General features: G+C 47.9%; 6 protein-coding genes. 2 read left to right on the top strand and 4 right to left on the bottom strand.

The window, feature by feature from the left end:
* The first annotated feature begins 452 nt into the window (after positions 1-452).
* Entirely contained in the window at positions 453-1,271 is an 819-nt protein-coding gene (locus AC5I6P_RS29145) for an IS6 family transposase (protein WP_495697284.1), read from the top strand.
* On the opposite strand, the gene AC5I6P_RS29140 is transcribed toward AC5I6P_RS29145, so the two are convergent.
* Both AC5I6P_RS29140 and AC5I6P_RS29135 read right to left on the bottom strand, forming a co-directional pair.
* On the bottom strand, positions 1,268-1,516 hold the full coding sequence (locus tag AC5I6P_RS29140; protein WP_495697283.1) for a hypothetical protein: 249 nt from the start codon (positions 1,514-1,516) through the stop codon (positions 1,268-1,270). The genes AC5I6P_RS29145 and AC5I6P_RS29140 overlap by 4 nt on opposite strands.
* A gap of 56 nt (positions 1,517-1,572) precedes the next feature.
* On the bottom strand, positions 1,573-4,467 hold the full coding sequence (locus tag AC5I6P_RS29135) for an ATP-binding protein (RefSeq protein ID WP_495697282.1): 2,895 nt from the start codon (positions 4,465-4,467) through the stop codon (positions 1,573-1,575).
* Between the two features lie 178 nt (positions 4,468-4,645).
* Between AC5I6P_RS29135 and AC5I6P_RS29130 the strand changes: the two genes are divergently transcribed.
* Positions 4,646-4,798, top strand: a complete 153-nt coding sequence (locus AC5I6P_RS29130) for a hypothetical protein (RefSeq protein ID WP_495697281.1) — start codon at positions 4,646-4,648, stop codon at positions 4,796-4,798.
* 74 nt (positions 4,799-4,872) lie between these two features.
* Here the strand turns inward: AC5I6P_RS29130 and AC5I6P_RS29125 are convergent, their stop codons facing one another.
* Both AC5I6P_RS29125 and AC5I6P_RS29120 read right to left on the bottom strand, forming a co-directional pair.
* Positions 4,873-5,106 carry an EF-hand domain-containing protein gene (locus AC5I6P_RS29125; RefSeq protein WP_495697280.1) on the bottom strand — a complete coding sequence of 78 codons (234 nt, stop codon included), beginning with the start codon at positions 5,104-5,106 and terminating at the stop codon, positions 4,873-4,875.
* 273 nt (positions 5,107-5,379) lie between these two features.
* Positions 5,380-5,532 carry a hypothetical protein gene (locus AC5I6P_RS29120; RefSeq protein ID WP_495697279.1) on the bottom strand — a complete coding sequence of 51 codons (153 nt, stop codon included), beginning with the start codon at positions 5,530-5,532 and terminating at the stop codon, positions 5,380-5,382.
* Between the last annotated feature and the right edge of the window lie 91 nt (positions 5,533-5,623).

The following is a 5,623-nucleotide window of genomic DNA, read 5'->3' as shown; positions in this document are numbered from 1 at the left end:
TTTAGATCTGGGATGTAAAACTCCACTTCAAGAAAAAGAGGGCAGCGCTAAGCGCCGCACTCTTTATTCTTTAAATGAGGTTGCTAGGGCCGAAGCTATACCCGACGTTCCGCCCTTTCCACTGGCACATTGACTATTAAGGACGAAGCAATCAGCTTCATAACGATCGCTCCCAAACTTATTGAGAATGAGGCGATTTGATTGAGAATCGCTGTTCTTTAGTTCAAGGGAACCAATAATTTCTGGAATCCTTTCAGGGAGAGGGCTTCAGTTTTAATATTTTGAGTGTGCCAGTTAAAGGGCGGAATGGGGGTTATATGGTAGTTGCGGCAACTACCATATGATTTCCTTTAGTACGGAAAGTGTCAGAACTAAGACTGTAATGTGAAGCAAAATTCGCTTTCTCTGATAGTCTAGGGGCTGACCTGAAACTACATCCTCATCCCGCTTTGATGAACTGCCCCCACTGCCATTCCTCACTCACCACTCAACTGAAACGCACCACCAGTCTGGGCTATCGCACGTTTTATTGTCTAGAATGTCTGTCGAGCTTCAATGAACGCACGGGCACGCGGTTCAACTTTTTAGAGGTGCCCACCGATATCGTGTTTCAGGTGTTGATCTGTCGGTTGCGCTACAAGATGAGTTTGTGGGATGCGGCGGAGTTCTTTCTGCTGCAAGGATTTGAATCCACGCACGAAACGGTGCGGCATTGGGAAGAGCGATTTGCGCCTCTGGTTGCCGAGCAATTGCGGACAAAGCGTACTGGAACGATGGGGAGAAACTGGCACGTCGATGAAACTTACATTCGGGTGAAAGGGCGGTGGTGCTATCTGTATCGAGCGATGGATGAAGAGGGCAATTTAGTGGACTCGCTGCTGCGGGAAAAGCGAGACATGGAATCGGCCCAAGCGTTTTTCGAGCAGGCGTTAGGAGTGGCACAAACACCGCCGAACCGAGTCGTGACAGATGGATTGGCATCCTACCCTCGTGCCATTGCCGAAGTTCTGAGTGAAGAAGTGACGCATGAACCAGGGAGTTGTTTGGATAATCCGATCGAGCAAGACCATCGGGGCATCAAGCACCGTTACTATCCGATGCTAGGCTTTGGAGCGTTTGATTCAGCAAAACGATTCTGCGCGGCGTTTGAGGAAGTGCGACAGTATTTGCGACCCCGTACCCAAATGGCAGAACTCGTATCTCTCTCGACACGAAGAAGTGTGTTCGTTGAGCGAGTAGAGGCGTTAGAAGTAATGTTCCAATCGGATTAATCGAAACGATTCAGAAAGCATTCTTTTTCTTGTGAATACAGCTTTATTTTTAGTCCTTTTGGAGCTTCATTTCTGACACTTTCGTGATCGCGCGCTTCTATCACCCCGTCATGGTCTGGCTCAATCATGGGCAATGGTGCGCTGACGTGAACGCAGAAGCCAAAGTGCAGGCGGTTCATTATGGAGCGGACTGCGATTAATTGTGAAGATGGAAAATAGCACAATTGCGGCGTTTGATGTGCCATGAGCTCAGCAAAGCTTCAAAGCTGGGTTATGGGAGCGATCGGTTTGAGATACTGACTCACGGTTGACCACCAACCTCATCCGTCGAACAACTGCGGGCCGTAGTAAGTGAATGTCTAAGCGGAATTTCGATCAGAAATTCTGCACCCTGTCCAAGTTCAGATAAACACCTTAACTGTCCACCATGTTTGTCTACAACAATCTGGTAGCTGATCGATAACCCTAAACCTGTACCTCTGCCAACTGGCTTGGTTGTAAAAAATGGGTCAAACAGTCGCGCTTTGACACTTGATGACATGCCTGGTCCATTGTCTACAATCCGAATCCGCACTTTATCTGCACTGACGACCTCAGTGGAAATTGTAATTGTGGGTGCTGCATCACCATACTCTTTACCTTGCTCTTCTAGAACATCGATCGCATTAGTCAAGATATTCATGAAGGCTTGATTAAGTTGTCCAACATAGCATTCAACCAATGGCAAATCATCATACTTTTTAATCACTTGAATTTCAGTATGAGATGATTTGGGGCTCAAGCGATGCTGCAAAATCAAAAGCGTACTATCAATGCCTTCATGCAAGTCGACTGCTTTCATCTCCGCTTCATCCAGGCGAGAGAAGTTACGTAAGGTCAAAACAATCTCGCGGATGCGGTCTGCTCCTACTTGCATAGAGAATAAGGTTTTGGGTAAATCCTCCATCAAAAATTCCAGATCGATGTCGAGGATAAATGCTTGAATCTCGGGTTCGAGTCCGGCGAAACGTTGTTGATAGAGGTTCAGGAGCTTGAGCAAATCTTGAGTGTACTCATGAACATGAGCCAAGTTCCCGCTGATAAAGGTGACTGGGTTATTAATTTCGTGGGCAATTCCGGCAATTAACTGTCCCAGACTAGACATTTTCTCGGTTTGAATCAGTTGTGTCTGGGTGTGCCGTAAATCTTGTAACGTTTGTTCGAGTTGTTGTGCCTGAGCAGTGGCTGTCATTGCAAGTTCTTCTTTAAGCTGAAGTGTTTGCCGTAGTTCTGCTTCAACTTGCTTGCGCTGGGTAATATCCCGCAGGATCACAATGTATTCCTGGATGTCTCGGTTGAACCGCTCGGAAACGGTCACCTCAATCGCGCGGTAGGTCTGGTGATTCTGAACAAAGGTGCACTCACTGTGATATTCCCAAAATTCTGGGCTGCCCTCCAGTCCCTCCAACAAGTCAGGCAAATGCTGCCCCAGCAATTTCTCAGTGCCAGTGACAAACAGTTCCGCTGCGGCCGGATTGGTTTGACAAATCATGCCAGTATGATCAACGACCAAAATCGTGTCTGGGACAGTATCCAGAGCCGTGATGAAGAGATTTTTAGCTTGTTCACGCGCCTCATTGATCGCAATCACCTGGGGTAAGCTTGTCCAACCTGCGATCGCGATCCCCACAAAAGCACTGGTGAGCAGCAATACCATCAACAGATCGATACTGATGTTTCCTGCTTGAATCGTATCTAACCAGGATTTCACCCCCCAGCCAATCGTTACAGCACTACAAATTAGCACAAGCAACACAACAACTTGCAGCATCATGAAGTCTGGAGGATTCCCTACTTGAGCCTGGGAGCGCTGTCGGTGCAACCACCAGTCAGGACGGAAGGGAATCGCTTGCACAGCCGCGTTGACTAGCAACATTGCTGGCATAAGGCACAGGCCTAACAGCAAGTCTTGCCAGTCCCAAGCAATGCCACCGACCACCAGGACAGTTACTTCGACCAGGAAGAAGAGCAACGACCAGTAGGGATATTTGACTTCTGGCTTGCCACGACCTAACCACAGTCCCAAATGAAACAGGATTGAGAACGACAGGTAGCCCGTTCCTGTCACCATGACAATCCGGGCTAAGTCTCCCCATAGCAAGTAGGTTATCCCAAGCAGCAAATTAAAAGTTAAAGCCGGAGCCAGTACCCCACGCCGGGTGACAACCGAAAAAACAGGGGCAAAATGTCCATCAAGAGAAAGCTGGTACAAAATGCGAGGACAGTTAGAAACGGCTGTCGCAGAACTGAGCAGACAACTAGAAACCAGCAGCAAGGTTACCAACCAGGGTGCTGACTGGCCCCAAAACGGTTTTGAAGCTGCCATCATGTTTAAGAATGCACTGTCACCCATGCCTGGTTGAGTCGCTAATTGCATCAACAACCAAGACCCTCCCAGGTAAATGGGTGGGATGAGCCAGGCTGCAAAGGTTAGAGATCGCAATGTACTGGCGGGTCGTTTGCTTTCGGAGAGAAAGGAGGCACTGGTTTCACAGTCATAGACTGCATAGACGGCGATAAAATACCACTTTGCCCAATCAGGAAACGAGAAAGTAGACCAATCATGGGGGAGTAGACCAGGACTATTAGGAGCGATCGCTAGCCATCCCAGTCCTTGCAAACAAAAGGTTAGCAATAGCCCTAACGCCGGAAATACAAAGCATAAATGTAAAATGCCTAAGGTTCGCGTACCACTGAACGCCAAAACAAATGGCAGTAAAGCGAACCCAACTTTCAAAAATGCTTCTGGGCATCCGATTCCCAATGAACCCAGGTCGGCCTTAATCAAATCTGTGAGAATGATCGCGTTCATCGCCGGAACAGACGACCATCCCACAAAGTAACCGATCGCCGCAATACGCGCGAGTAAAGGATAGCGTTCGAGCAGTCGAGTGGTGTAGTTGGCCGTTCCCCCAGACATCTCAGGATACTGAGTAGCCAGAGATTTAACCTGGAAATTCACCAGCATTCCAATAATGGCGCTGGGAAGCCAAACGGCGATCGCTTGTGGTCCCAGGCCAGCATGCATTCCTGGTCCTGTACCCAGCCATAGAAGCAGCCCACTCATCCCAAAGCCCCAGGTTTCACTCGAACTGAGAGTTCGTTGGAGACGCATTAGGTGTCTTGGCTGCTGTAGCACATCAGTTTTTTGAACCATTTCTCTCAACGACTCAAACTGCCATTAACTCTCCTAAACATGCCCTCCATCGCAATTCTGACAACATTAGACTTGTTTTAGACTTGTTGTGGAAGAACGCTAAAAATTGAAGGCCCCGTGCTGTCTGAATTTAGATGTATCGTGGGCATGATCAAACCGCCCCTTCTGCCATCCCCTCATGAGCCAACGACGATCGCTCCTCACGATTCGCCCTAAGAAGATTCTGCCAATGTTTCTGATTTCTCTCGCCACAGTAGACGCTCTGGCAATCGCCTTTACAGTCTTCTACCACCCCGTCATGGTCTGGCTCACGGGCAATGAAAAGCCATAGTGCAGGCGCTTCACTATGGCTCTGACTGCGATTGACTTTGCTAATCTCCGAGTAAAACCCGATCCTGCTGACTGTTAGGTTAAATTACTTGCTTTCTCAACTGCTTGCTTTAACTCTTCAAAGGTAATATTACCGTCTTCGTCTGAATCATACTGTGCGAGTAACGCCTGGGGGCTACTGGTATTTGTTGCTGAGGAGATGACTGCACTTAAGCCAGGACTTAACAAAAGCTCATTAATGGAGAGTTTGCCGTCTTGATCGCCATCTAAGGAATTAAAAAGAGATTGAAGCTCTTGCTCGGTTGTCATAAGTTTCTACCTGAATTAATTTTTCAATTTCATATCTCATTAACAGATTACCAGACCAGAAGGAGAGCAGATTGAGGCTACTAATCAAGAGCCGCTCTCTATGAAGGGAGCACAACAAAAGAGCCTGATTTATATCACGAGCTAGATCAGCCACATCGAGAATAGTTTCAGCGTCAGGCACAAGGATTGAGGGGGGAGAGGACACAATTAAGATTCCCCACGCGATCGAGAATGTGAGGTATGAGGCTGAGCGATCGCAAGCCTCAAATCAGTTCACGGGTACAGCGTTTCAAACGTATGTTGTCCTTCTCCATAGATGAAGTTCCCATAATTCTGCCATTGTGCAACTTCTTCGACATTAAGTGAAGGCACCTGCAGCACTTGCAGATTCTCGGCAAGCTGTCTGGGATCGCGAGGCGAAGTCAAAGCTAAGCAGACAGCAGGATGATGTAATGCAAATTACGGCGTTGCTGAATGAGAAGATGAATTAGCATGGAATCGGCACATCTCGAAATTT

The sequence above is a fragment of the Myxacorys sp. genome (assembly GCF_059501405.1).
The sequence above is the reverse complement of the archived record's forward strand: the minus strand, read 5'-3'. Positions and strand labels throughout refer to the sequence as shown.